General features: G+C 72.1%; 17 protein-coding genes. 13 read left to right on the top strand and 4 right to left on the bottom strand.

All coding sequences use genetic code 11. From position 1 onward, the window contains the following. Window positions 1-214 precede the first annotated feature (214 nt). The 3 genes from BZL64_RS01160 to BZL64_RS01150 form a co-directional block, all read right to left on the bottom strand. The gene (locus tag BZL64_RS01160; RefSeq protein ID WP_086765069.1) at window positions 215-631 is read right to left on the bottom strand and encodes an SRPBCC family protein; all 417 of its coding nucleotides are present in this window, start codon (window positions 629-631) and stop codon (window positions 215-217) included. Window positions 632-842: 211 nt separating this feature from the next. After that, a complete protein-coding gene (locus BZL64_RS01155; protein WP_086765066.1) occupies window positions 843-1,037 on the bottom strand; it encodes a DUF2795 domain-containing protein in 195 nt (64 codons plus the stop codon). A gap of 157 nt (window positions 1,038-1,194) precedes the next feature. Next, window positions 1,195-2,178, bottom strand: coding sequence for an ArsR/SmtB family transcription factor (locus BZL64_RS01150; protein ID WP_244205132.1), 984 nt, complete (start codon window positions 2,176-2,178; stop codon window positions 1,195-1,197). Window positions 2,179-2,408: 230 nt separating this feature from the next. Between BZL64_RS01150 and BZL64_RS01145 the strand changes: the two genes are divergently transcribed. The 12 genes from BZL64_RS01145 (at window position 2,409) to BZL64_RS01090 (ending at window position 21,430) form a co-directional block, all read left to right on the top strand. Next, window positions 2,409-2,789, top strand: a complete 381-nt coding sequence (locus BZL64_RS01145; protein WP_086765060.1) for a peptidase inhibitor family I36 protein — start codon at window positions 2,409-2,411, stop codon at window positions 2,787-2,789. Between the two features lie 300 nt (window positions 2,790-3,089). Beyond that, window positions 3,090-3,488, top strand: a complete 399-nt coding sequence (locus BZL64_RS01140; RefSeq protein ID WP_158101490.1) for a peptidoglycan-binding domain-containing protein — start codon at window positions 3,090-3,092, stop codon at window positions 3,486-3,488. Between the two features lie 114 nt (window positions 3,489-3,602). Further along, window positions 3,603-4,358, top strand: a complete 756-nt coding sequence (locus tag BZL64_RS01135) for an N-acetylmuramoyl-L-alanine amidase (RefSeq protein WP_086765054.1) — start codon at window positions 3,603-3,605, stop codon at window positions 4,356-4,358. Between the two features lie 150 nt (window positions 4,359-4,508). Continuing rightward, a complete protein-coding gene (locus BZL64_RS01130; RefSeq protein WP_086765051.1) occupies window positions 4,509-5,483 on the top strand; it encodes an ArsR/SmtB family transcription factor in 975 nt (324 codons plus the stop codon). Window positions 5,484-5,537: 54 nt separating this feature from the next. After that, window positions 5,538-7,364: a gamma-glutamyltransferase family protein gene (locus BZL64_RS01125; protein ID WP_086765048.1), complete on the top strand. Its 1,827-nt coding sequence runs from the start codon at window positions 5,538-5,540 to the stop codon at window positions 7,362-7,364. Window positions 7,365-7,470: 106 nt separating this feature from the next. Continuing rightward, a complete protein-coding gene (locus BZL64_RS01120) occupies window positions 7,471-8,319 on the top strand; it encodes an inositol monophosphatase family protein (RefSeq protein WP_086765045.1) in 849 nt (282 codons plus the stop codon). Between the two features lie 172 nt (window positions 8,320-8,491). Then, complete coding sequence (locus tag BZL64_RS01115) at window positions 8,492-9,904, top strand: phytoene desaturase family protein (protein WP_086765042.1); 1,413 nt, start codon at window positions 8,492-8,494, stop codon at window positions 9,902-9,904. Between the two features lie 107 nt (window positions 9,905-10,011). Continuing rightward, entirely contained in the window at window positions 10,012-10,521 is a 510-nt protein-coding gene (locus BZL64_RS01110) for an O-acetyl-ADP-ribose deacetylase (protein WP_086765039.1), read from the top strand. Between the two features lie 373 nt (window positions 10,522-10,894). Next, a complete protein-coding gene (locus BZL64_RS01105; RefSeq protein ID WP_086765036.1) occupies window positions 10,895-15,136 on the top strand; it encodes a bifunctional nitrate reductase/sulfite reductase flavoprotein subunit alpha in 4,242 nt (1,413 codons plus the stop codon). A 162-nt stretch (window positions 15,137-15,298) separates the two neighbouring features. After that, window positions 15,299-19,201: a glycoside hydrolase family 2 TIM barrel-domain containing protein gene (locus BZL64_RS01100; protein WP_086765033.1), complete on the top strand. Its 3,903-nt coding sequence runs from the start codon at window positions 15,299-15,301 to the stop codon at window positions 19,199-19,201. Window positions 19,202-19,355: 154 nt separating this feature from the next. Further along, the gene (lpdA, locus tag BZL64_RS01095; protein WP_086765031.1) at window positions 19,356-20,768 is read left to right on the top strand and encodes a dihydrolipoyl dehydrogenase; all 1,413 of its coding nucleotides are present in this window, start codon (window positions 19,356-19,358) and stop codon (window positions 20,766-20,768) included. Between the two features lie 269 nt (window positions 20,769-21,037). Continuing rightward, window positions 21,038-21,430 (top strand): DUF7144 family membrane protein, encoded by a 393-nt coding sequence (locus BZL64_RS01090; protein WP_244205133.1) that lies wholly within the window; start codon window positions 21,038-21,040, stop codon window positions 21,428-21,430. Window positions 21,431-21,522: 92 nt separating this feature from the next. On the opposite strand, the gene BZL64_RS01085 is transcribed toward BZL64_RS01090, so the two are convergent. Then, window positions 21,523-21,879, bottom strand: coding sequence for an ArsR/SmtB family transcription factor (locus BZL64_RS01085; protein WP_086765028.1), 357 nt, complete (start codon window positions 21,877-21,879; stop codon window positions 21,523-21,525). 56 nt (window positions 21,880-21,935) lie between these two features. Between BZL64_RS01085 and BZL64_RS01080 the strand changes: the two genes are divergently transcribed. Continuing rightward, window positions 21,936-23,205 (top strand): heavy metal translocating P-type ATPase (locus BZL64_RS01080; protein ID WP_107430179.1); only part of this gene is annotated, 1,270 nt, incomplete at its 3' end.

Below are 23,205 nucleotides of genomic sequence, written 5' to 3'. Positions count from 1 at the left end.
GTGGGGGACGGTGCGGACGAGGTCCACGATGCGGACGGGGACGCCAGTTTCACACGACTGCCTGTGGGGCGAAAGGGCGAACTCGCTCCGTGGTGGCGCGGTGACAGGAGAGCGCGGATTTCCCGCCAGGGCGGGCGGCACGCCCCGCCCGCGGTGGCCGCTACGGGCCGAGGCACAGGCCGAGACACCGGCCGACCGGTGTCTCGGCCGGCGTTCAGGCGCCAGCGCCGTGCGCGGGCGGCCGTACCTGTTCCTCCAGACGTCGCAGGCTGGTGTCCAGGGCCTCGCTCACCGCCTTCTCGCCCGGGTCGTGCCCGGTGTCGAAGAACGACAGATGCACGGTCACCTCGCTGGTGTCGCCGCCGATGCCGGCCACCTGGAGCCAGCCCGTGTAGCCGCCCCCCTCCCGGGTGCCCCATTCCAGCCGCATCTGCTCGCGCCGCGGGCGCAGCAGGGCCGCGGTGTCCTCGTCGGTGCGGTCCTCGTGCACCGTGACGGCGGGCAGGTCCCCGGCGGCGTCGACATGCAGGGCGTCCGGCAGCCAGGCGTCCATCCGGCCGAGGTCGGCTGCCCGGTCGAAGACGCGCTCGGGGGGCGCGGGCATGGTGCGGGAACGTTCGTACTCGGTCATGGTCGGTACCGTCCTCGGCTCGTGTCGGTACGGCGGATCGCGCGTCCGGGCCGGCCGGCGCGGACGCGAGGCCGGGCGACGCCGCGCCACCGCGACGCCGTCCCGCCGGGGCCGCGCGGCGAGCCGCTGGGCGGTCCGCGGCCTCGGCGGGCGTGTCGATGCGGTGGCCGTCGGTCGTCGCCGCTCGGTCGTCGCCGCTCGGTCGTTGCCGCTAGGCGTTGCCGAAGATGGCCTTCTGCACGTCGTTGGGACCGTCGAACTTCTTCGTCCCCGCGTGCGACAGCTTGTCGACGACCTTCTCGTCGGCGCCGTTGCTGCGGGCCAGCGAGACGAGGTCGTCGCGGCTGGCGGGGTAGTCGGCGCCCTTCAGTGCCTTCTGCACATCGATCGGGCTCATGTCGGCCATGGCAGCCTCCTGACGTACGTCGGCGCAGGCGGACCCGCGCGTGGATGCCTCGGGTACCCACCGGCCGGAGCGGAAATCGGCCCGGCGGTCGGGCGGCAGTGCGGCGGTCGGCAGCGGCAGGGCGCCGCAAGCGTGCCGCACGCGCCGTCGCCGCCCTTCAGGACGCGTTCGCGTGCGTGTGCAGCAGCCCGGTCCCGAGGGGGGTGAGGGTGTGGAGCATTCTGTTGCCGCGCCGGACCGAGGCGATGAGGCGCGCCTCGCGCAGCACGGCGGCGTGCTGGCTGGCGGTGGGTGGGCTGACGCCGATGCGGCGGGCGAGTTCCGCGGTGTTGCAGCCGTCCTCGATGACCCGCAGAGCGGCCGCCCTGGTCGCTCCGAGGAGCCGGGCGAGCGCGTCTCCCGGCTTGGTGTCCGGTGTCCCGGAGGGGGTGGTCCACCAGCCGATTCCGGGGGCGACCGGATAGACCAGCACGGGAGGCAGCTCCGGGTCGACATACGTGACGGGTGTGCGCCAGCAGAACATGGACGGAATCAGCAGGACACCGCGCCCGTTCAGGTACAGGTCACGGTCGTACGGATAGTCCGCCTCCAGCACCGGAGGGGACCAGCGGAACGTGGGCCTGAGGCTGTGCAGCAGCCCGTCGACGCCCTGGTCGAGGAGGCCGCGGGACCCTTCCGCCCGTTCGGCGTCGACCAGGGCGTGGATCTGTGACCAGCTCGGGGCGACCGCAGCACGGTGGTAGCCGCGCAGCGCCTCGCCCAGTTCGGCGACGGCGGACGGTGTGCCGTCGAACAGGTCCCGGGCGACGCCGGGTCCGTCCTCCAGGACCGAGAGTTCGGCGCGCAGCCGGTGCTTCGGCGTCGACAGGATCGTCTCGATACCGGAGTCGAGATCGGGTCCCGCCTGTACGGGGGTGAGGAAGTCGGGAGTCGGACCGAACGGCGGAGCCAGCTGACGGATCAGCCGGAGCTGCCGAGGGGGCAGGTGCCGCAACCGGACCCTGGCCTGCCTGCGCCAGACGTCGAACGCGCCCCGGCCCTCGGTCTTCCTCAGCAGATGCGCGCTCAGCACGGTCTCCCATGCCGGGTCGGGCCCCTGGGCCATCCGCACGCACGCCAGATCGGCGGCTGTGAAGTGCACCCGGAGCCCCATGATCCCCGTGTCCCCCCTGCGCAGGCACCTGCCTTCCCGCACAGTTTCGCAGCGGTACACACCGGATGAACGGCGTCATTCGGCCGTACTCGAATCACCTCGCGCGGCGGTCCGGCGAACGGCCACTCTCGTGTCGCGCGGTTGCCCACGCGCCGCGGCAACAGCTGCTCGGCACACACCACTTGAGCGACCACTCGCACACGACTGGGGGAAGAATCATGCGCAAGCGTCTCATCGTCACCCTGGCGGCCACGGCGGCCTTCGGCGCCACCCTCGCCACGGCGCCCACGGCGTCGGCGGAGGCCAGCCCGCCCAACTGCCCGAGGGGCTACTTCTGTGCCTACTCGGGCCCCAACCAGACCGGAAGCCTGGTGTTCCGCACCGTCGGCAACTGGTCGGGCACCTACTACGCGGTCGGCTCCGTGTTCAACAACGGCCTTGTCGACCCGGGCGTGGACCATGTCCAGTTCGGCTACAGCGACAACGGTGTCGCCGGCTCACGGTGCATGCACTTCAACCCCGGACCGGGGGCGTACAAGTGGAACGCACCCGACGGCGCGATCACCGCGCTGTCCGTGCGGTGGCGCGGCGAGTGCTGATCCCTCGTCGCCGCCCCCAGCGGTCGCAAGGTGGCCGTCGCAAGGCGGCCGTCGCAGGGAGGCGGTCGCAGGGAGGCGGTCGCAGGGAGGCGGTCGCAGGGAGGCGGTCGCAGGGAGGCGGTCGCAGGGAGGCGCTCGCAGGGAAGCGGAGCATCCCTTTCCTGCGTCGTCCCGCGCCTCCGCCTGCGTCTTTTCGCCACCTTCGAACGAGCGTGACAGGGGCCGCGCCCGGCCGAGAGCATCGGGGCACGCGCCAGAACGGCTCCGCGTATGCGGACTGAGCCTTGGAGTGACATGCGTATGAGAAGGAACCGGATCGCGGTGCTCGTCACCGCCGTGGCCATGCTGCTGGCCGGGGGCATCGGCGGTCTGCAGACCGCGAGCGCCGCACCCACCATCGACGGTGTCTGCGGCTCCTACTGGGGCACGAGCTGGCCCCCGCCCACGGTCAGTCAGGGGTCCGTCGACACGTCGAACCCGTCCGCCGTCAAGCTCGCCCAGTGTTATCTCAACCTCTCCATGTCGGGCGACAACCTGACGGTCGACGGCATGTTCGGACCGCAGTCCAACACCGCGGCCCGGCGATTCCAGTCCTGCGCCGGCGGTCTCACCGTCGACGGGTACGTCGGCCCCAACACCTGGAACAGCCTGCGCTACTGGGCGAACAGCCCGAACTACGCGTGCAGTCTCAACCTGTGACCTGAACGGAAGAACGACGACGACGGCGACGGCGACGCGCGTCCACCGCGGCCCGACCGCGTGGGACGCGCGTCCCGTTCGCACGGAAGGCACCACCGCGACAGAAGGGCTGACATGAATTCCGGAGCATCGTTGTCCCGGCGCACACTGCTGGGGGTCCTGGGCGCCGCCGCCGTGACCGGGGCCGCGTCCCGTCCTGCCACGGCCGCCGCCTCCTCACCGGCCGACGCCGTGTCGCCGGCCGCGGCCGGCTACGTACTGGTGTCGCGACAGGCGTGGGGTGCGGACGAGCGCCTCCGCTTCGGTGCCGACGGCACCGAGACCTGGTCACCCGAGTACCACCCCGTGCAGACCCTGTCCGTTCACCACACCGGCAGCCCCAACGGCGAGGCCGACCCCGCGTCCAGAGTCCGCACCATCTACCGCGATCAGGCGGTCGCCCAGGGATGGGGCGACATCGGGTACAACTACCTCGTCGACGCAGGCGGACTGGTGTACGAGGGGCGCTGGTCCGGCACCGACGGGAACGCCGCACACGACGCCGCGGGACGGCTCGTCACCGGTGCCCACATCGGCGGGTACAACGCCGGAAACGTCGGGATCGCCCTGCTGGGGAACCTGGCCGGCACCGCGCCGACGGCCGCCGCGCGTACCGCGCTCGTCCAACTGCTCGCGGAACTCTCCGTGCGGCATTCCATCGATCCTCAGCGCGAGAAGACGATCTACGTCAATCCGGTCAGCGGCGTCATGTGGGACGGGCACTCCATCTCCGGACACCGCGACTGGGCGGCCACCGACTGTCCCGGCGGCACGCTGTACTCCCAACTGGCCGCGATCCGCGCCGCCGTCGCCGGCCTGATCGCCCAGTGATCCTTCGCGCCCGTATGTTCCCTTAGCGTGTACATGGCCGTACATGGCCGGTCTTGAGGTTGTCCGTCGCCGAGACCGTCCGGCATGGTCGAAGCCGGTGACGCAGCCGCCCGCAGGAGGCCGCTGCTTCCGGGGGGACCGGGGGAACAGATGTTGCGCATCCATTTCAGACCGGACGATCTTGTACGCACCAGGATCGCGGCGGCGCCCGACCCCTTGTGGGAGATCGCCCTCAGCCTGCACCGCTTCCAGACCCAGAGCGGACGCCGGGCGCACGCCGGCTGGTACCGGGAGGCTCGTGCCGCCCTGTCCGGCCACCGGCTCGGTACGGCCCTGCTCGACCTGTCGACGCTGTACCCCCGCGCGGCCTACTTTCCCGACTTCCTGACCCCGCCCGAGGCTGAGGAGGGCCTGGAACACGGACTCGCGGCGATCCTGGCCACGCCGCCCACCCGGGTCCGGCACGAACTCCGGCGGCTGGTCCAGGTCACCGACGCGCCGTCAGCCGTCTTCGCCCTGGTGGACAAGGCCGCCCGCGAAGACCTGGTGCGCGTCCTGCGGGCCTACGACGACGCTGTCGTCGCTCCCTACCGTGACCGTATGCAGGCCTGCGTCGACGCCGAACGCGGCCGGCTGGCGCGGGCGTTCCTCGACGGCGGTACCGACAGCATGCTCCGCAGCCTGCCGCCGGTCATGCGCTGGCGCCCTCCTGTCCTGGAGGTCGACTACCGCCAGACCCGCGATCTCCATCTCGACGGCCGGGGCCTGCTGTTCGTCCCGTCGTACTTCTGCTGGCGCACCCCGGTCTCCCTCGCCGACCCCGGCCTGCCGCCGGTCCTCGTGTACCCCGTGAGCCGCCCGGATCCCCGGCCGTCGCCCGACCGGACCGACGCGCCGCTGACCGCGCTGCTCGGGCGCACCCGTGCCGCCGTACTGAACGTCGTCGCCAACGGCGCCACCAACGCGGAACTCGCCCGTGCGGTCAGTGTCTCCCCGGCCACCGCGACCCACCACACGACCGTCCTGCGCGACGCCGGCCTCATCGAGAGCCAGCGCCACGCCAACACGGTCCTGCACACCCTCACGCCGGCCGGCGCGGCCCTGCTCCGCCCTCACCCTCGATAGCCTTCGCGGCGAGCGAGGTGCCTTCGGGGCAACGGGAGAAGGAGACAGAGGCCTGTGTTCACGACCAGACCCACCCTCCAGGGCACCTTCGGCATGGTGTCCTCCACCCACTGGCTGGCCTCACAGGCGGCGATGGCCGTCCTGGAGGACGGCGGCAACGCCTACGACGCCGCCGTGGCCGGAGCCTTCGTGCTGCACGTCGTCGAACCCCACCTCAACGGCCCCGCCGGCGAGGTCCCCGTCCTGGTCGCCCCCGCGGGCGGCGAGGTGCGGGTGCTGTGCGGGCAGGGCGTCGCCCCGGCCGGCGCGACCGTCGCCCACTACCGGGGCCTCGGACTGGACCTGGTCCCCGGCACCGGCCCCCTGGCGGCGGCCGTCCCCGGCGCCTTCGACGCCTGGATGCTGCTGCTCCGCGACCACGGCACCAAGCCCCTCGACGACGTCCTGAAGTACGCCATCGGCTACGCCGAGCACGGGCACCCGCCCGTGGAGAACATCGGCGCCACCGTCGAGACCGTACGCGAGCTGTTCGAGACCGAGTGGACGTCCTCGGCGGACCTCTACCTGCCCGGCGGCGAAGCACCCCGCCCCGGCCGCCTGCTGCGCAACCCCGCTCTCGCCGCCACCTGGAAGCGGCTCCTCGCCGAGACCGCCGGCGCGGGGGGACGGGAGGCACGTATCGAGGCCGCACGAGAGGTCTGGCGGACCGGATTCATCGCCGACGCACTCGTCCGCCAGGCACAGCGACCCACCCTGGACACCAGCGGCACGCACCACACCGGCACGCTCACGGCCGCCGACCTCGCCGCCTGGTCCGCGACCTACGAGGCGCCGGCGACGTACGACCACAACGGCTGGACCGTCTGCAAGGCGGGCCCCTGGAGCCAGGGCCCGGTCCTCCTCCAGCAGCTCGCCCTCCTCCCGCCCGAGCTGCCCGAACACGGCTCCGCCGACCACGTCCACCTCCTCGTGGAGGGCTGCAAGCTCGCCATGGCCGACCGTGAGGCCTGGTACGGCGACGCGGCCCCGGTTCCGCTCGCCGAGCTGCTCTCGGCGCCGTACAACGCCGGCCGGCGCGCGCTGATCGGCGACCGGGCGTCCTACGAGCTGCGGCCGGGCAGTCCTGGCGGACGCGAGCCCCGGCTGAGCGCCCACGCGCGCGTGGTGGCCACGGACGAGCCCGGTTCCAGCCCGATGGGCGCCGGTGAGCCGACCGTCGCGAAGCGGCCGACGTCGCCGGTGCCGGGCGAGCCCGAGACCGCCGCGGACGGGGCCACCCGCGGCGACACCTGCCATCTCGACGTCGTCGACCGCTGGGGCAACATGGTCGCGGCCACGCCCAGCGGCGGCTGGCTCCAGTCCAACCCGGTCGTGCCCGAACTGGGCTTCCCGCTCGGCACCCGGCTGCAGATGACCTGGCTGGAGGAGGGCCTGCCGAACTCCCTCACCCCCGGCCGCCGCCCCCGCACCACCCTCACGCCGTCGCTCGCCCTGCGCGACGGCATCCCGGTCCTCGCCTTCGGCACCCCCGGCGGCGACCAGCAGGACCAGTGGCAGCTGCACTTCTTCCTCGCCGTCGCCGCACGCGCGCGTGTGCGGGGCGGCCTCGACCTGCAAGGCGCGATCGACGCACCGAACTGGCACAACGACGCCTTCCCCGGCTCCTTCTACCCGCGCGGCATGCGGCCGGGCAGCGTGACCGTGGAGTCCCGCATGCCCCGTGCCGTCATCGAGGAGCTGCGCGGGCGCGGCCACGAGGTGACCGTCGCCGACGCGTGGTCCGAGGGCCGCCTGTGCGCGGTCGCCCGCGACCCGGAGACGGGAATCCTCTCCGCGGCGGCGAACCCACGGGGGATGCAGGGGTACGCGGTCGGACGCTGAGGAAAGGGAGCCCGGAAGGGGGGCTTCCGTCTCCTCTTCATCCCGATTCCACCCGGTGTGCACCGGCGGGGAGGGGATTGTCAGTGGGGCGTGTTCTCATGGAGACATGATCGGAAATACGGAAACCATCGACGAGTTTCTCGCCCGCCACGCCGCTGACGTGGAGGAAGCGGTCCGCAAGGCCGCCGCCGCGGAGATCATGCCGCGCTTCCGGCAGCTCGCCGCGCACGAGGTGGATCAGAAGGCCGGCCCGCACGACCTGGTCACCGACGCCGACCGCAACGCGGAGCTGTATCTCACCGAGGCCCTCGCCGCCCTGCTGCCCGGCTCGGTCGTCGTCGGGGAGGAAGCGGTGCACGCCAACCCGGCCACCTACCAGGCGATACAGGGCGACGCCCCGGTGTGGATCGTCGACCCGGTCGACGGCACACGGCAGTTCGTGCACGGCGACGAGGGCTTCTGCACCCTGGTCGCGCTCGCCCTGCACGGGGTCGTGCGGGCCTCCTGGACCTACGCCCCCGCCCGCGACCAACTCGCCACAGCCGTGCGCGGTGGCGGCGCCTTCCTGGACGGCGAGCGGCTGTTCGCCGGTCCGCCCGCGCCGGGCCGCGACCTCACGGTGGCGACCTCCCACCCCGACTACACCACCGACGACCAGAAGCGCGCCCTGCTCGGCGTGTGGACGGACGGCGTCGCCCCGCGCCCGTGCGGCTCGGCGGGCCTGGAGTATCTCGCCGTAGCCAGGGGCGCGTTGGACGCCACCGCCTTCTCCTGGGAGGCGGCCTGGGACCACGCGGCGGGGCTGCTGCTGGTCGAGGAGGCGGGCGGCGCCCATCTCACCCTCACCGGCGAGCCGTTCAGGATCACGGGCGACAACACCCTGCCGTTCACGGCCGCCCGGGACGCGGCGACGGCACGGCTGGTGACCGGCCTCCTGTCCGGCACCCGCCCCTGACCGCGCCCCCGTTCACGCCCAACCCCGTGCCCCACGGCACGTCCGACGCCCACACCGTGCTCCGGGGGGCGCGTCCCACGCCCACGTTCCACCGCGCCGCCGACCGTGTCCTACCCCCGGCATATCCTGAGCCCGGAGGCCGCCGGCTGACGAAGGGGTCCAGGTGTCGTCGATGCTCGATGTCGTCGTGGTGGGAGCGGGGCCGAACGGCCTGACCGCCGCCGTGGAGCTGGCCCGCCGCGGCTTCTCCGTGGCTCTCTTCGAGGCCAGGGACACGGTGGGCGGGGGCGCCCGCACCGAGGAACTCACCCTCCCCGGCTTCCGCCACGACCCGTGCTCAGCCGCCCACCCCCTGGGCATCAACTCACCCGCCTTCCGCGCCCTGCCCCTGGAGCGGTACGGCCTCGAATGGCTGCACTCCGAGCTGGCCATGGCACATCCCTTCCCCGACGGCAGTGCGGCCGTGCTGTCCCGTTCGGTCGCCGAGACGGCCGCCTCCTTCGGCCCCCGTGACGCGGGGGCGTACCGCAGGCTCGTCGAACCCTTCCTGCCCAAGTGGGACGTACTGGCCCGCGACTTCATGTCCCTGCCGCTGACAGCGCTGCCCCGCGACCCGGTCACCCTCGCCCGGTTCGGCCTCGTCGGACTGCCCCCGTCCACCTGGCTGACCCGCCGCTTTCGCGACGAGAAGGCCAAGACCCTCTTCGCCGGACTCGTCGCCCACGTCATGGCCCCCCTCGGCGGCCTCGCCACCGGCGCGGTCGGCCTCGTCTTCGCGCTCGCCGGGCACGCCCGCGGCTGGCCGGTGGCCCGCGGCGGCTCCCAGGCCATCTCGGACGCCCTGGCCGCCTACCTGAAGGACCTGGGCGGCGCCCTGCACACCGACTACGAGGTCAAGCGCCTCGACGACCTGCCGCCGGCCCGCGCCTACGTCTTCGACACCTCGCCCACGGCCCTCGCCCGCATCGCCGGCCTCGGCCGCTTCTACGAGCGCTACCGGTACGGCGCCGGCGTCTACAAGATCGACTACGCGCTCGACGGCCCGGTCCCCTGGACCGCCGAGGAGGCCCGCCGTGCCACCACGGTCCAGGTCGGCGCCGACAGCGCGGAGATCGGCGCCGCCCTGCGCGCCGCATCGCGAGAGGGCCGCCCACCGGAGAAACCCTTCATGATCACGGTGCAGCCGGGTGTCGTCGACCCCACCCGCGCCCCGGCCGGCAAGCACGTCTTCTGGGCGTACGCCCATGTGCCCAACGGCTGGACCGGCGACCTCACCGACACCATGGAACGCCAACTGGAGCGCTTCGCACCGGGGTTCCGCGACCGCGTCCTGGCCCGCGCCGTCGCCGGCCCCGCCGAACTCGCCGCCCGCAACGCCAACTACGTCGGCGGCGACATCGGCACCGGCGCGGCCTCCGGCCTCCAGCTCCTGCTGCGGCCCAGGCTCTCCCTCCACCCGTACTCCACCCCGCATCCGGCCGTCTTCATCTGCTCCTCGGCCACCCCGCCCGGCCCCGGCGTCCACGGCATGTCGGGACACAACGCGGCGAAGGCGGTCTGGCGGAAACTGCGGCAGCAGCCGTAGCGGCGGCGTCACAAGGGAACACAGGCACACGGGCACACAGGAACGCGGGCACAGGGCCGCGGGGCCGCAGCGCCGCAAACCCTGGTTCGCCGAGAGAGGCAACCGTCATGACCGCCATCACCTTCGTGCGGGGCGACATCACCGCGCAGGCCGTGGACGCCGTCGTCAACGCCGCGAACTCCTCATTGCTGGGTGGCGGCGGGGTCGACGGCGCCATCCACCGACGCGGCGGACCTGCCATCCTCGACGACTGCCGAAAGCTGCGCGCCTCCCACTACGGCAAGGGCCTGCGCACCGGCCAGGCGGTCGCCACCACCGCCGGCCGGCTTCCCGCCCGCTGGGTGATCCACACCGTAGGCCCCCGCCACAGCGCCGAGGAGGACCGCTCGGAGCTGCTGGCCTCCTGCTACCGCGAGTCGCTGCGGGTCGCCGACGAGCTGGGGGCCCGCACGGTCGCCTTCCCCGCCGTGTCCGCCGGCATCTACGGCTGGCCCATGGACGACGCCGCACGGATCGCCGTGGAGACCGTACGGGCGACGCCGACGGCCGTCGAGGAGATCAGGTTCGTCCTCTTCGACGAGCAGGCGTACACGGCGTTCGCCGCACGCCCGGTCTGACGGGAGGCCGCTCCCCGGGGCCTCGCCTCCCGCGGCCGGTGTCGCCCCGCTCCGCGTACCTGATCCACGTGCGGACCATGATCGTCCGCGCCGCGGGCTCGCCACCGGCCGTGGTGCGTACCCTTGCGGTGACTCGGTACGGCGCCCCGAGCGCGTGCCGGGCTCGCGCGGACCGAGTCCGGCGCACCCGGCGAGGAGGCCCGTGCAGGCCGCCGTACGGCCACCCGCTCACATGCGCCCTGCGACCGCTGTGCGCCGGGATTAACTCCCGGCGGCCGGTCCGGGAGACACCTGTGTAATGCACGGTTCGTACCGTCGCAGAAGGCTCGCAGTGGCTCTCACCAGGCCGATCGTCAGAAGGAAGGGGGCGCCCGTGGCCCTGCCGGACCCGCGGACCGACAGCACGACGAAGGTGCGTACGGTCTGCTCGTACTGCGGTGTCGGCTGCGGCCTCGTCCTCGACATCGGCCGCGGCCCGGACGGACGCCGCACGGTCCTGAAGGCGTCCGGCGACAAGGAGCACCCGGCGAACCTCGGCAGGCTGTGCACCAAGGGCGCCACCACCGCCGACCTGCTCGCCGCACCGGGCCGGCTCACCACCGCCCTGGTCCGCCGCGACCGCGGCGAGGAACCCCGGCCGGCACCCGTCGACGAGGCGGTCGCCGAGACCGCCCGCCGGCTGCGGGCAATCGTCGACGAGCACGGCCCCGACGCGGTCGCCCTCTACGTGTCCGGCCAGATGAGCCTGGAAGCGCAGTACCTCGCGAACAAACTCGTCAAGGGCTACCTGCGCAGCAACCAGATCGAGTCCAACTCACGGCTGTGCATGGCAAGCGCGGGAACCGGTTACAAGCTGTCTCTGGGCGCGGACGGTCCGCCGGGCTCGTACGAGGACCTCGACAGGGCGGACGTCTTCCTCGTCATCGGTTCCAACATGGCCGACTGCCACCCCATCCTCTTCCTGCGGATGATGGACCGGGTGAAGGCGGGCGCCAGGCTGATCGTCGTCGACCCGCGCCGCACCGCCACCGCCGCCAAGGCCGACCTGTTCCTCCAGGTCAGGCCGGGCACCGACCTCGCCCTGCTCAACGGTCTCCTCCACCTCCTGCACGAGAACGGACACACCGACCCCGCCTTCGTGGCCGCGTACACCGAGGGCTGGGAGGCGATGCCGGAGTTCCTCGCCGACTACCCGCCGGCAACCGTCTGCGACATCACCGGCATCCCCGAGGCCGACCTGCGCGAGGCGGCCCGGCTGATCGGCGAGGCGGGGGAGTGGACCAGCTGCTGGACGATGGGCCTCAACCAGTCCACGCACGGCACCTGGAACACCAACGCGCTGGTCAACCTCCACCTCGCCACCGGCAAGATCTGCCGCCCCGGCAGCGGCCCCTTCTCCCTCACCGGCCAGCCCAACGCCATGGGCGGCCGGGAGATGGGCTACATGGGGCCCGGCCTGCCCGGACAGCGGTCCGTGCTGGTCGACGCCGACCGGGCGTTCGTCGAGAAAGTGTGGGGGCTGGAGCCCGGCACGATCCGCGCCGACGGCGTCGGCAAGGGCACCGTCGAGATGTTCCGGAAGATGGCCGACGGCGACATCAAGGCCTGCTGGATCATCTGCACCAACCCCGTCGCCTCCGTCGCCAACCGCCGCACGGTCATCGAGGGCCTGGAGGCCGCAGAGTTCGTCGTCGCGCAGGACATCTTCTCCGAAACCGAGACGAACGCCTACGCCGACGTCGTCCTGCCCGCCGCGCTGTGGACCGAGTCCGAGGGCGTCCTGGTCAACAGCGAACGCAACCTCACCCTCGCCCGGCCCGCCGCCGACCCGCCCGGCGAGGCCACGGCCGACTGGCGGCTGATCGCGGCCGTCGCCCGCGCCATGGGTTACGAGAACGGTTTCTCCTACGACAGCGCCGAGCAGATCTTCGAGGAGATCAAGCGCTTCCACAACCCGCAGACCGGCTACGACCTGCGCGGAGTGACGTACGAGCGGCTGCGCGCCACCCCCGTGCAGTGGCCGGCCGCCACCGCCGACGGCCCCGACCGCAACCCCGTCCGGTACGTCGACGAGGACGGCTCGCTCACCTTCCCCACCCCGAGCGGCCGTGCCGTCTTCCACGCCCGCCCCCATGTCCCGTCCGCCGAGATGCCCGACGACGACTACCCGTTCGTCCTCAACACCGGCCGCCTCCAGCACCAGTGGCACACGCTGACCAAGACGGCGAAGGTGGCCAAGCTCAACAAGCTCGATCCGGGCCCCTTCGTCGAGGTGCACCCCGAGGACGCGGCCGGGCTCGGCATCGCCGACGGCGACTCGGTCGAGGTCGCCTCGCGGCGCGGCCGGGCCGTGCTGCCCGCCGTCGTCACCGACCGGGTCCTGCCCGGCTCCTGCTTCGCGCCCTTCCACTGGAACGACCTGTTCGGCGAGTACCTCAGCGTCAACGCCGTGACCAGCGACGCCGTCGACCCGCTGTCCTTCCAGCCGGAGCTGAAGGTGTGCGCGGTGTCGCTGAGCCGGGTGTCGACGCCGGTGAGCGTGCAGCTGCCCGGCGCCTCCCCGGCGCGGACGCCGGCCGTGGAACCGACCGCGGTCCGCTCCGCCACGGCGGCGTCCGCCCTCTCCGTCTCCGGCCCCGCCGCCGCTGCCGCCGCCGTGTTCGGTCTGGAACCGGCCCCGCCACCCGTCCTCACCGAGCCGGAACGGCGGTATCTGGTCGGGTTCCTCGCCGGGATACCGGCCGGCGCCCCCGGCGTGCCGGTCCTGCCGCCGGACGCGCCCTTCAGCCCCGACCACGCCTTCTGGGTCAACGGCACCCTCGCGGGGATGTACTCCCGTACCGCGGCGGGCACCGGCACCCGTACCGACACCCGCACGGGCAGCGCGTCGGTGAGGCCCGAGCGACGCCGGGTGGTGATCCTGTGGGCCTCGCAGACCGGCAACGCCGAGGAGGTCGCCGCCGCCACCGCCGACCGGATCGCCGCGGGCGGCCACACCGCCTCCGTCGTCGCCATGGACGAGGCCGACCCCGCCGCGCTGCCCTCCGACGCCGATCTCCTCCTGATCACCAGCACCTTCGGCGACGGCGACGCCCCGGACAACGGCGCCGGCTTCTGGGACGGCCTGGCCGGCCTCGACGCCGGGCGCCTGACCGGCCGGCGCTACGCCGTCCTCGCCCTCGGCGACTCCTCCTACGACGACTTCTGCGGACACGGACGCCGGCTCGACCACCGCATGGACGAGCTGGGCGCCGTACGGCTGGCCCCCCGCACGGACTGCGAGCCGGACTACGAGCCGCAGGCGGACGCCTGGCTGGACCAGGTGCTCATCGCGCTCAAGGAGACGGAGCCCGAGGACGGCGGGGGAGCGGCGGGAGCCGGGGAGCCGGTACGGCCCGTGGCGGCGGCCGTGCAGCTCTCCCCCGTCCTGCCCGCCGCACCGGCCACGCTTTCGCAGCCCGCCGACGCGGGCGCGGGCGCGCGGCGGTCCGGGCGCTCCGCCACCGTGACCGCCCGCCTGGTCGGCAACCGGTTGCTGAGTCTGCCCGGTTCCGGCAAGGAGGTACGCCGTTTCACCTTCGACACCCGCGACAGCGAGACCCCCTTCGTCTACGAGGCCGGCGACGCCCTCGGTGTCCGTCCCCTCAACTCGCCCGAACTGGTGGCGGAATGGCTTGCGGTGACCGGTCTCGACGCCGGGGCGCGGGTACGGCTGAACGGTGTCGGTGAACTCGCCCTCGACGACGCGCTGCTGCGCCACCTCGACATCACCCGGATCACCTCCGCCCTGCTGCGTTTCACCGCCGACCGCATCCGCGACCCGCGTGAACTGCGCAAGCTGCTGCGCCCGGACAACAAGGGCGAGCTGGCGAAGTGGTCCTGGGGGCGACAGGCCGTGGACGTGGCCGCCGAGTTCGGGGTGCGGGCCGGTGCGCAGGAGTGGGCCGAGGTGCTGGGCCGGCTCCAGCCGCGTCTGTACTCCATATCGTCGAGCCCGCTCACCGACCCGCACCTCGTCTCGCTCACCGTTTCCGTGGTGCGTTACGAGAACCTGGCCGGCCGCCCCCGGCAGGGTGTCTGTTCGCCGTTCCTCGCCGATGCGGAGCCGGGCACCGGGGTTGCGGTGCACGTACAGCGCTCACCGCACTTCCGGCCGCCCGCCGATCCGGCGACCCCGATGGTGATGGTGGGCCCCGGCACCGGGGTGGCGCCCTTTGTCGGTTTCCTGGAGGAGCGCCGGGCGCGCGGCCACCGGGCCCCGAACTGGCTGTTCTTCGGCGAGCAACGGCGGGCAACCGATTTCTCCTACGAGGAGGAGCTGACCGCCCTGCTCGCCGACGGCACCCTGGAACGTCTGGACACCGCCTTCTCCCGTGACCAGCGTGCCAAGATCTATGTGCAGGACAGGATGCGCGAGCACGGCTCGCAGCTGTGGTCCTGGCTGCGGGACGGGGCCCACTTCTACGTCTGCGGGGACGCCTCCCGTATGGCCAGGGACGTCGACCGGGCCCTGCGTGACATCGCCGTCGTGCACGGCGGCCTGGGGGAGACCGAAGCGGCGGCCTACGTCAAGCAACTGTCCGCCGACAAACGGTATGTGCGGGATGTCTACTGACGGTTGGTCACCCGCCGTGATCGCCGTCAAGTCGCGTTGCGCCGAGTTGAGTTGATATTCGGCCAATATCGGCGCGCCCCTGTTCGGTTTCTCAACAGTAACGGACAAGATCTGACGCACCCTCCGTCCCGTGCAGCCGCACGGTTCGCCCCGAGGAAGGTCATGGTCATGTCGCACCCGCACGTGTCGTCCATGGACCGGCCGGACCACCCCCAGCGGGTGGTCGTCAGCCGTCGTCGTCTCCTCGAAGGATCCGCCGCCGTGGTCGGCGCGCTCGCCCTCTCCGGTCCCGTCGCCGGCCGACGCGCCGCCGCCGCGGAGGCGACCCCGGAATGGAACGGTCACCTCGACGTCTTCCGGCTCGGCACCGAACCGCCCCACGCCACCCTCATGCCGTACGCGAACCTCGCCCAGGCCCTCGCCGCCGACCGCACCCGCTCCCCGTACCGGCTCAGCCTGGACGGGACCTGGAAGTTCGCGCACACCGACCGCCCCGACGACCGTGACGCCGACTTCCACCGCACCGACCTCGACGACAGCGCCTGGGACACCCTCCCCGTGCCGTCCGTCTGGCAACTGCACGGGTACGACCGCCCGATCTACCTCAACATCACCTACCCGTACTGGGGTCCCAATGGGCACGGCGAGGACCCGCAGCCACCCGCCGCGCCCACCCGCTACAACCCCGTCGGCCAGTACCGGCGGACCTTCACCGTCCCGCGGAACTGGGCCGGGCGGCGGACGTTCCTGCACTTCGAGGGCGTCAAGTCGGCGCACTACGTGTGGATCAACGGTCACCTCGTGGGCTACCACGAGGACTCCTTCACCCCCGCCGAGTACGACATCACCGAGCATCTGAAGCCGGGCACCAACCAGATCGCGGTCGAGGTCTACCGCTACTCCGACGGCGACTGGCTGGAGGACCAGGACATGATCCGGCTGAGCGGCATCTTCCGCTCGGTCCACCTGTTCTCCACCCCGGCCGTCCACCTGCGCGACTTCAAGCTCGACACCCCGCTGGGCGCCGACCACACCACCGCGGAACTCGCGGTGACGGCGAGCGTGCGGGACTACGCGGGCGGATCCGGTGGACGGTATACCGTCGACACGCTTCTGTATGACGCCGACGGGCATCCCGTCTGGCCCCGGCCGCTCCGGCAGGCCGTCGACGTCAACCCCGGTGGAGAGGTGTCCGTGCGGGCCGTGAAGGCCGTGCCCTCACCTCGCCTCTGGTCCGCCGAGGACCCCTACCTCTACACCGCCGTCCTGCAACTGCGTGATCCCGCGGGAAAGGTGATCGAAACCCTTTCCCACCGCGTCGGCCTGCGCGAGTTCGCTCTCCGGGACGGGCTGATGCGCATCAACGGCCGCCCCGTCTCCTTCCGAGGCACCAACCGGCACGAGATGCACCCCGCCCGCGGCACCGCCCTCACCCGCGCCGACATGATCCAGGACATCAAGATCATCAAGCGGCTGAACATGAACTCCGTCCGCACCTCGCACTACCCGAACAACACGCAGTGGTACGAACTCGCCGACGAGTACGGCCTCTACCTCGTCGACGAGACCAACCTGGAGACCCACGGCATCCGCTCCGAGTATCCCGGCGACCACCCGGACTGGACGGCCGCCTGCGTGGCCCGCGCCCAGAACATGGTCCACCGCGACAAGAACCACGCCTCGGTGGTCATCTGGTCCCTCGGCAACGAGGCCGGCGGCGGCAGCACCTTCACCGCCATGCACGACTGGATCCGCTCCTACGACCCCACCCGCGTCATCCAGTACGAGGGCGACGACCGGCCCGGCATCAGCGACATCCGCTCCGAGATGTACGACACCCCCCAACGGGTCGAGCAGCGGGCGAAGGACACCTCCGACACCCGGCCGTACGTCATGATCGAGTACAGCCACGCGATGGGGAACTCCACCGGAAACTTCAAGAAGTACTGGGACCTCGTCCGCCGCCACGACGTCCTCCAGGGCGGCTGGATCTGGGACTTCGTCGACCAGTCCCTCAACTGGCCGACCCCCGCGCGCACCTTGCTCACCGAGACCGGGCCCGCCCGGCTGCGGGGCGAACTCATGGCCTCCAGCGGCACCTTCGACCGCGACCGGGGCGTCGCAGGAGCCACCGTCTTCGCCCGCGACCCCCGCCTCGACCTCACCGGCTCCCTCACCCTGGAAGCCTGGGTGACCCCCCGCTACACCGGTTACCACCAGCCGATCATCGCCAAGGGCGACACCCAGTACGCGCTGAAGCAGAGCGACCGGACGCTGGAGTTCTTCATCCACGGCGGCGGCCAGTGGGTCTCCGCGACCTGGGCGGTCCCCGAGGACTGGACCGGCCGGGAACACCACGTCGCGGGCGTCTTCGACGCGGACGCCGGCTCCCTCACCCTGTACGTCGACGGCCTGCAACGGGCCACCCGCACCACCACCCGCCGCCCCGCCCCCAACACCGCGCCGCTCGCGCTCGGCAACGACACCGACAACCACACCCGCGAGTTCAGCGGCACCATCCGCCGCGCCCGCGTCTACGCCCGCGCGCTGACCGCGGCCGAACTCGCCGACGACGGCCGCGGTCCCGGCGACGAGGGCGTGCGGTTCTGGTTCGACGCGGCCACCGTCGCCGTCGACGAGAAGCAACCGCGCGAGAAGACCTTCCTCGCCTACGGTGGCGACTGGGGCGACCTCCCCAACGACGGCAGCTTCGTCGCCGACGGCCTCCTCACCGCCGACCGCGGCCACACCGGGAAGGCCGCCGAGGTCAAGCGTGTCCACCAGGCCGTCAACGCCGCACCCGTGCCCGGCGGCTCACCAGGCGCCATCACCCTGACCAACGAACACCTCTTCACCAACCTCCGCGCCTTCAACGGCAGTTGGTCGCTCGTCGCCGACGGGAAGGTCGTCCGGAAGGGCGGGCTGACCCGCGGCCAGCTCGACGTCCCGCCGCTGTCCGCCAAGAACATCACCCTCCCCCTCAAGCTGCCCACCGCCCCGGCGCCGGGCACCGAGTACTTCCTCGAACTGTCCTTCACCCTCAAGGAGTCCACCCTCTGGGCCGAGGCCGGCTTCGAGGTGGCACGGCAGCAGCTCCCGCTCGACGCGGGCAGCCCGGCCGTGACTCCCGTACCCCTGCGCAACGTTCCCGCCCTCAGCCACGAGGAAGGCGACACGACGGTCACCGTCACCGGCCGGGACTTCTCCGTCACCGTCGACAAACGCACCGGCGTCATCACCTCCTACGAGGCCGGCGGCACCCGTCTCATCACCTCGGGTCCCGCGCCCAACTTCTGGCGGGCGCCCACCGACAACGACCACGGAAACGGCCAGCACACCCGCAACCGGACCTGGCGCGACGCGGGCACCCTGCGCACGGTCACCGGTGTGAGCGTGCACGCCCTGCGCGACCGGGCCGTCGAGATCAAGGTCACCGGCACACTGCCGACCACGACACCGTCGACGTACTCCACCACCTACACCGTTTTCGGAAACGCCGAGATCAAGGTCGACCACACTCTGCACCCGGGTGCCGCGAACCTGCCGTACCTCCCGGAGGTCGGGAGCATCCTGTTTCTGCCGGCCCGCCTGGAGCACGTGCACTACTACGGGCGCGGGCCCGAGGAGAACCACTGGGACCGCAACAACGGCACCGACGTGGGACTCCACTCGGGGACGGTCACCGGGCAGTGGACGCCGTACATCCGCCCGCAGGAGAACGGCAACAGGACCGACGTGCGCTGGGTCGCCCTCACCGACCGTGACGGCGTCGGCCTGCTCGCCACCGGCGAGCCCCTGCTGGAGGTCAACGCCTCCCACTTCACGCCCGAAGACCTGTCCGTCGGCGCCCGCCACGACTACCAGCTCACCCCGCGCCCCGAGGTCGTACTGCGGCTGAACCACCGGCAGATGGGCGTCGGCGGCGACAACAGCTGGGGGGCACACACCCACGACGAGTACAAGCTGTTCGCCGACCGGGACTACGCCTACAGCTACCGGCTGCGTCCGCTGAAGCGCGTCACCGGCGCGATGGCGGCCTCGCGGCGGCCTACGGCGACGGAGTAGCCGTATCGGGAGGGGTCCGCCGGAGCAGCCGCCGGCGGGCCCCTTCCCAGGGCGATCTCGGACACACCGTGATGATCTCTGTGGCGGTGGGCGCGGTGGAGCGGAACAATCCACCACGGAACGGGTAACGCCAACCGAGGAAGAGGAACGTCCCATGGTGGAGCAGGACGAGCGCTTCGATGTCGTCGTACTCGGCGCCGGGCCCGGCGGCTACGTCGCCGCCGTGCGCGCCGCCCAGCTGGGAAAACGCGTCGCCGTCGTGGAGGAGAAGTACTGGGGCGGCGTCTGTCTGAACGTCGGCTGCATCCCGACCAAGGCCCTGCTGCGCAACGCCGAACTCGCGCACATCTTCACCCGTGAGGCGAAGACGTTCGGGATCAAGGTCGACGGCGAGGTCTCCTTCGACTACGGCGAGGCCTACCGCCGCAGCCGCAAGGTCGCCGACGGCCGCGTCAAGGGCGTCCACTTCCTGATGAAGAAGAACAAGATCACCGAGTTCGACGGCCGCGGCACGTTCCTCGACGCGCACAACCTTCAGGTGACCGGTTACGACGGGGAGACCCGCACCATCGGGTTCGAGCACTGCATCATCGCCACCGGCGCCACGCCCAGGCTGCTGCCGGGCACCAAGCGCAGCGCACGCGTGGTGACGTACGAGGAGCAGATCCTCGCCGAGGACCTGCCGCGGTCGATCATCATCGCGGGGGCCGGCGCGATCGGCATCGAGTTCGCCTACGTCCTGCACAACTACGGCGTGAAGGTCACGATCGTCGAGTTCCTGGACCGGATGGCACCGCTGGAGGACGCCGAGGTCTCCGCCGAACTGGCCAAGCAGTACCGCCGGCTGGGCATCGACGTGCTCACCTCGACCCGCGTCGAGACGATCGACGAGTCCGGCCCGCAGGTCCGGGTCACCGTCACCGGCAAGGACGGCTCCCAGCAGGTCCTGGAGGCAGACAAGGTCCTCCAGGCCATCGGCTTCGCGCCGAACGTCACCGGTTACGGCCTGGAGAACACCGGCGTGACGGTCACCGAGCGCGGCGCCGTCGACGTGGACGGCCACTGCCGCACCTCCGTCCCGCACATCTACGCCATCGGCGACGTCACCGCCAAGCTGATGCTCGCGCACGCCGCCGAGGCGATGGGCATCATCGCCGCCGAAACCCTCGCCGGCGCGGAAACCATGGAACTCGACTACGCGATGATTCCGCGTGCCACCTTCTGCCAGCCCCAGATCGCCAGCTTCGGCTACACCGAGGCCCAGGCCCGCGACCTCGGTCATGACGTCAAGGTCGCCAAGTTCCCCTTCACCGCCAACGGCAAGTCGCACGGTCTCGGCGACACCACCGGTTTCGTGAAGCTGATCAGCGACGCCAAGTACGGGGAACTGCTCGGCGGCCACCTCATCGGGCCCGACGTCACCGAGCTGCTGCCCGAGCTGACCCTGGCCCAGCAGTGGGACCTCACCGTCCACGAGGTCGCCCGCAACGTCCACGCCCACCCGACCCTGAGCGAGGCCGTCAAGGAAGCCGTGCACGGCCTGGCCGGACACATGATCAACATGTGAGCGGCCGGTGGCGGGACCGTTCACCCGGACGGCCCCGCCGCGCTCGCCCCCGCCGTACGGCCGGGATGTCCTGACATCCGGGGACCCGCCGGCGGACGAGGGAGAGCACCATGGCGGACTGCGGCGCCCCCTCGGGCGGCACGGGCGGCACGGGCGGTGCCGGCGGCCCGGACGCCGAGCGGGCCGGACACGAACGGCTGCCGCACGGACGGTCCGCGGATACGCGTTCCCACGGCAGCGCGCACGGGGAGATCGGGACGGCCTGGTCGGTGCCGCCCGGCGGACCGCGCCCGCCGGCCGGATCGGGCGCCAGGATCACCGGCGGTGTCGCCTTCGCCGGCACGCTGATGCTGTGCAGCGGCTTCCTCGCCCTTCTCCAGGGCGTCGCGGCGATCGCGCAGGACGACATCTACGCCCGGGTCGGCTCGTACGTCTACGGGCTGGGCCTCACCGGCTGGGGCTGGATCCACCTCACCCTGGGCGTCCTGGCCGCCGGTACCGGCGTGGGCCTCCTCAGGGGCGCGGACGGGGCCCGTCTCCCCGGCATCCTCCTCGCCTCGCTCAGCCTCGTCGCCCAGTTCCTCTTCCTGCCGTACGAGCCGGTGTGGTCGGTCGTGGTGATGGCGATCGACGTGCTCGTCATCCGGGCCCTGACGACCTGACGACCTGGCGGCCGGAGCCGCGCGACGGGGGAGGGACGCCGCCGGGCCGTGCTCGGTGAATGTGATGGGTCACCCCGTCATGGGTCAACCCGTTACTCGGAGGTGTCGCTGACGCCCAGTCGCAGGTGTTCCACGTGGTAGACGGCCTGGTCGAGGAGTTCCGCGACGTGGTGGTCGTGCAGTGCGTAGACGACCGAACGGCCGCGCCGCTCGCCGACCACGAGGCCCAGGTTGCGCAGCAGCCGCAGCTGGTGCGAGCACGCGGACTGCTCCATGCCGACCGCGGCGGCCAACTCGGTCGCGGGGAGCGGCCCTTCGCGCAGGCGGGCGAGGATCAGCAGCCGGGAGGGGGTGGAAAGGGCCTGGAGGGTGGTGGCCACCTTGGCCACGTTGTCCGCGTCCAGGCGCACACGGTCGGTGGTTGTGGTGGTGACGGCTCCATGACCCATGGGGGCATCCTACTCAGCGGAATTGAACGAATGAACGAGTCTTCATGTGTTCCTGTATGGTGAGGCGGGTGTCCACGACTTTCGCCTCGCCGTTCACCGCCACGGGCCCACCGCCACCTCGTCGCCGCACCCGCGTCCTCGCCCTTCCGGAAGCCCGTTGGGCCCTCGTGGCCACCGTCGCCTTCCTGGCCGGCCTCGGGTTCGACCTCGCCGGCGCACCGTCGCCGATGTACGGAATCCTGTATGCGGTCGCCTATGTGGCCGGCGGCTGGGAACCGGCACTCGAAGGCCTGCGGGCGCTGCGCGAGAAGACCCTCGACGTCGACCTGCTGATGATCGTCGCCGCGCTCGGCGCGGCCGCCATCGGTCAGGTCCTCGACGGCGCCCTGCTGATCGTCATCTTCGCCACCTCCGGTGCCCTGGAGGCGCTGGCCACCGCGCGCACCGCCGACTCCGTGCGCGGCCTCCTCGATCTCGCCCCCGACACCGCGACGCGTCTCACCGACCATGGCGAGGAGACCGTCCCGGCCGCCGAACTCGCGGTGGGTGACCTGCTGTTGGTCCGTCCGGGCGAACGTATCGGCGCCGACGGCCGTGTCGTCGACGGTGTCAGCGAGGCCGACCAGGCGACCATCACCGGCGAGCCTCTCCCCGTCGTCAAGCGCCCGGGTGACGATGTCTTCGCCGGCACCCTCAACGGCACCGGCGCCCTCCGTGTCCGCGTCGGACGCGACCCCGCGGACTCCGTCATCGCCCGCATCGTGACGCTCGTCGAGGACGCCTCCCGCACCAAGGCGCCGACCCAGCTGTTCATCGAGAAGATCGAACAGCGCTACGCCGTCGGGATCGTGGCCGCCACCCTCGCCGTCTTCGCCGTGCCGCTCGCCTTCGGCGAGAGCCTCACGGACGCCCTGCTCCGCGCGATGACCTTCATGATCGTCGCGTCCCCGTGCGCGGTGGTCCTCGCCACCATGCCGCCGCTCCTGTCCGCGATCGCCACCGCCGGCCGGCACGGTGTCCTGGTCAAGTCGGCCGTCGCGATGGAACGCCTCGGTGAGATCGACACCGCCGCCCTCGACAAGACGGGCACCCTGACCGAGGGCGCCCCCGAGGTCACCGACGTGAGCCCGCTGCCAGGCTCCGGCCTCGACGCCGACGCCCTCCTCGCCCTCGCCGCGGCCGCCGAGCACCCCAGCGAACACCCACTGGCCCGAGCGGTCGTGGGGGCGGCACGGGCCCGCGGGCTGCGGATCGCCCCGGCGACCGGATTCGCGGCGACGCCGGGGCGGGGGGTCAGCGCGGTGGTCGGGGGATGCGTGGTGGAGG

This window comes from Streptomyces bobili (assembly GCF_002154575.1).
GTDB lineage: Bacteria > Actinomycetota > Actinomycetes > Streptomycetales > Streptomycetaceae > Streptomyces > Streptomyces bobili.
This window is presented reverse-complemented; position numbering and strand designations above follow the sequence as displayed.

Coding starts and splice junctions, on each gene's coding strand:
- BZL64_RS01110 (WP_086765039.1), top strand. CDS start 10,012: ATGACCGCCATCACCTTCGTGCGGGGCGACATCACCGCGCAGGCCGTG.
- BZL64_RS01155 (WP_086765066.1), bottom strand. CDS start 1,037: ATGGCCGACATGAGCCCGATCGATGTGCAGAAGGCACTGAAGGGCGCC.
- BZL64_RS01140 (WP_158101490.1), top strand. CDS start 3,090: ATGAGAAGGAACCGGATCGCGGTGCTCGTCACCGCCGTGGCCATGCTG.
- BZL64_RS01085 (WP_086765028.1), bottom strand. CDS start 21,879: ATGGGTCATGGAGCCGTCACCACCACAACCACCGACCGTGTGCGCCTG.
- BZL64_RS01130 (WP_086765051.1), top strand. CDS start 4,509: ATGTTGCGCATCCATTTCAGACCGGACGATCTTGTACGCACCAGGATC.
- BZL64_RS01100 (WP_086765033.1), top strand. CDS start 15,299: ATGGTCATGTCGCACCCGCACGTGTCGTCCATGGACCGGCCGGACCAC.
- BZL64_RS01145 (WP_086765060.1), top strand. CDS start 2,409: ATGCGCAAGCGTCTCATCGTCACCCTGGCGGCCACGGCGGCCTTCGGC.
- BZL64_RS01160 (WP_086765069.1), bottom strand. CDS start 631: ATGACCGAGTACGAACGTTCCCGCACCATGCCCGCGCCCCCCGAGCGC.
- BZL64_RS01115 (WP_086765042.1), top strand. CDS start 8,492: ATGCTCGATGTCGTCGTGGTGGGAGCGGGGCCGAACGGCCTGACCGCC.
- BZL64_RS01135 (WP_086765054.1), top strand. CDS start 3,603: ATGAATTCCGGAGCATCGTTGTCCCGGCGCACACTGCTGGGGGTCCTG.
- lpdA (WP_086765031.1), top strand. CDS start 19,356: ATGGTGGAGCAGGACGAGCGCTTCGATGTCGTCGTACTCGGCGCCGGG.
- BZL64_RS01120 (WP_086765045.1), top strand. CDS start 7,471: ATGATCGGAAATACGGAAACCATCGACGAGTTTCTCGCCCGCCACGCC.